This is a genomic window from Frankia sp. CeCAU1 (assembly GCF_977971845.1).
On record NZ_CDWWXA010000189.1, the window covers coordinates 3,911 to 7,265 of the forward strand.

A 3,355-nucleotide genomic window follows, 5' to 3' on the forward strand; every position below is an offset into this window, starting at 1 on the left:
GTATGGGGGCGGGCGGGATCATGGTGGTCGATGATGGGATCGACCAGGGTCGTGCAGGTGTGGTCCGATGAGCGCGTTGATCTGGGTGGCGATCGTCGCGGTCTGGGGATTCGTGCTGATCCCGATGTGGCTGCGCCGTCACGACACGACGGCGCAGCAGCGGTCCACCGAGCGTTTCACGGTTGCGATGCGGGTGCTCTCCCGACGGCCGCCCGGCCGGGGCGGTGCCGTCGTCGATCGTTTCGGCGGCGATCATGGCGGCGTCTTCACCGTGGGAGGAACGGGAATGTCGCACGCGGAATTCTTCGATGGACCGGTCGACCTCGCGGAGCTCGGGGATTCGGTGTCCGCCGAGCCGTCCCGGGAGGCCGGAGCCCCCGGCGGGCAGCCGGTCGTCCCCGGGATGCCCATCGCGGCCGGCACGCCGATCGTCGAGGACGCTTCGACCGGTGGCGTGTTGCTATCCGGTGGCGGGTCTGCTGGCGAGGATCCGGAGGGCGGGGGCTCGGAGGACGGGTGCCCCGGCCGCCCACGGTGGTCGGGTGCGCACCCCGACGATCCGCGGGTGGATGTTCCTCCGCGCGGTCCCGAGCGTCGGGCGGACGCCGAGCGTGCCGCCCTGATGCGGGTGCGTCGGCAGCGCCTGCTCGTCCTGCTCGTCCTGCTTGCGGTGAGCATCGTGCTGGCCGCCGTCCTCGGCGGGCTGTGGATCGCCGGGCACTTCCTCGTCGATGCCGTACTCGGCGCGTACCTCGTTCATCTTCGCCGGTCGGCGCAGACCGAGCGGCGGCTGGCCACCGCGCGTGCGGCGATAGACCGGCGGATCGAGGCCGAGCGGGCCGCCCGGCGCCGACGGCCCCCGATCGGGTCCTCCTTCGCCTACCGGCAGCGTCAGCCGGGACCGGACTCCCTGGAGGAGCGGGTTGGCCAGCAGCCGGTGGAGGAGCTCACCGACGAGGAGCTCGCGATCGCCTGCGCCGAGACGATCGACCTCGGCGCTCTGGCGGCTGGTCAGCCGGGCCTGGACGAGGGCGCGGAGGAGGACGATCTCGCCCGGTTCGCCGAGTACCCCGAGACGGGCTACGGCGAGACCGGTGTGGACGGTGTGGACGGTGTGGACGGTGTTGTCGGTGTGGACGTGGCCTCGGCCCGGCCGGCCATCCGGTCCGCGCCCCGCGTGGGCACGCGCTCGACCACCTCACGCCCCGGCCGGGTACAGGTGAACCCCCCGGGGACGCACGGTGGGCTGGTGGCTCCCACCGGGATCATGCCCTCGGGTACGGCGACGCCGGCCGGGCCGACGGACGATGCGTCACCGGCGGGCGGGAACGTTGTGGGGGACACGTCCGGCGAACTCGACCCGCTGCTGCGACGGCACGCGGTGGGGAGCTGATCCGCGGGGCCGACGCTTGCGACCGCCCGGACCGGGGCACCGTCGGCTCCGGCGAGCGGAATCGGGAACAGGACGATGTGGATGGGCCGTCCGTTCGCCCGGGCGGTGAGAAGTCGATCGAGACTGGTCAGGTTCTCTACGATGACGGCACCGGCCCCACCCAGAATCCGGTGGGCCGCGAGACTGACATCCTGGCCCGGTCCGGGTGTCCGATCAACGCTGAGCGCATCGATACCGACCGTCCGGACACCCGCGTTGACGAGGGCCCGCGCGGTGTCCGGCGCGAGATAGGGATGTCGTAGGTACCCGTCGTGGCCCCAGTGGACGGACCATCCTGTGACGATGAGGACGACGACATCGTGAGGAAACGGGCGGGTAAAGGGGCCCGATAGCACCTCCGGGCCGATCGCAGCCTGTGGACCGTAGCCCCGCGCGTCCAGCAGAACCGCGGGTCCGGTGAAACGTTGTAGCGGAACCTCGTCAAGCCTGGGCAGCGAGTCGTCGATGTGGAAGGGGGCGTCGACATGCGTGCCCGTCTGTGATCCCAGGTGCAGGCGCTGCACGTTGACGCCGGACTCGGCCGTGGTCAGTGCCGGTGACACGTCGACCTCGGGATCCCCCGGGTAGACGGGCATGCCGGTCACGATGGGTACCGACAGATCGATCAGCTCGGTGCTCACGAGACGATGATCTCCATCCGGTGTCCGCCCCCGGAGCCCGGGGCGGCCGAAGGCGGGCCGAGGGGGCCAGGCGGGCCGAGGGGGCCAGGCATGCCCAGGATCCCAGGAGGCAACACTCCCCGAGGACGTCACTCCCCGAGGACGTCACTCCCCGAGGACGTCACTCCCCGAGGACGTCACTCCCCGAGGACGTCACTCCCCGAGGACGTCACTCCCCGAGGACGTCACTCCCCGAGGACGTCACTCCCCGACCCCATCCGATGCCGCCATTACGGGGTCATGGGAGAGTCTGGGAGAAATAATCAGTGCGTCTGTGTATGGGCGCTGTCAGAGCTAGGGGGAGTCGTGGCCAAAGGTGACAACGCCGGGTGGACCCACGGCTCGGTGGTGCCGGACTGGGCGCCGCCGAACGTCGACCTGAAGAGCGACGTTCCGCACTCGGCGCGGGTCTACGACTACATACTCGGCGGCAAGGAAAACTTCCCGGCGGACCGGGCTGCGGCCGCGGAGTTCACCAGGAGTATGCCCAACCTACCCACGTCCATGCGGGCCAACCGGAACTTCATGGTCAGGATGGCCCGCGTCCTGGCGGCGGAGCACGGCATCCGGCAGTTCCTGGATATCGGTACCGGGCTGCCGACCGCGCCGAACCTACATGAGGTCGTCCAGGAGGTCGCGCCGGAATCGCGGATTCTCTATGTCGACAACGACCCCATCGTGTTGGTGCACGCCCGAGCACTGCTCGCCAGCACCCCCGAGGGCCGGACCGACTATCTCGACGCCGACTTCCGCAACCCGGAGGGGATCCTGGAGTCCGAGCAACTGCGGGAAACTCTCGACCTGGGCCGGCCTATGGCGGTCAGTCTGATCGCGATCGTGCAGTTCATCACTGATGACGCGATCGTTCAGGATATCATCGGCCGGCTCATGCGCCCGCTGCCGGCGGGGAGCATCCTGGCGCTGTCGACCGCCACGGCCGACAGCGCGCCCGAGGAAGCCCGCGCCGGGGAGGCCGCATACAACGCCAACGGCATTCCGCTGATCGCGCGCGATAAAAGCACGGTCGAGCGTTTCTTTGACGGGCTGGAACTGCTTGACCCCGGAGTAGTGCTCGTCCACCACTGGCATCCCGACGAGGAGGCGGCTGCGCTGGACGATGCCCACGTGTACATGTATGGCGGAATCGCCCGGAAACCGTAGCCCGCGCGCCTCGCCGTCCATGACACTGCGGATATGCGAGATCTCGCCCGGCCGGTAGGTGGTCAGCCGCTAGTGGAGCGTG

The 3,355-nt window shown here is 69.7% G+C and carries 2 protein-coding genes and 1 pseudogene; 2 read left to right on the top strand and 1 reads right to left on the bottom strand.

Annotation, left to right across the window (positions count from 1 at the left end; all coding sequences use genetic code 11):
- Positions 1–67 precede the first annotated feature (67 nt).
- A complete protein-coding gene (locus AC08OO_RS21595) occupies positions 68–1,393 on the top strand; it encodes a hypothetical protein (protein ID WP_476611797.1) in 1,326 nt (441 codons plus the stop codon).
- A gap of 221 nt (positions 1,394–1,614) precedes the next feature.
- On the opposite strand, the pseudogene AC08OO_RS21600 reads toward AC08OO_RS21595, so the two are convergent.
- Positions 1,615–2,205 (bottom strand): annotated as a pseudogene (locus AC08OO_RS21600) (cyclase family protein); the annotation flags it as partial.
- 213 nt (positions 2,206–2,418) lie between these two features.
- Between AC08OO_RS21600 and AC08OO_RS21605 the strand changes: the two are divergent.
- A complete protein-coding gene (locus AC08OO_RS21605) occupies positions 2,419–3,273 on the top strand; it encodes an SAM-dependent methyltransferase (protein ID WP_476611798.1) in 855 nt (284 codons plus the stop codon).
- Positions 3,274–3,355: the final 82 nt, after the last annotated feature.

What these genes read in the sequence shown, in the direction of transcription:
- AC08OO_RS21595 (WP_476611797.1), top strand. Translation starts at nt 68, where the DNA reads ATGAGCGCGTTGATCTGGGTGGCGATCGTCGCGGTCTGGGGATTCGTG.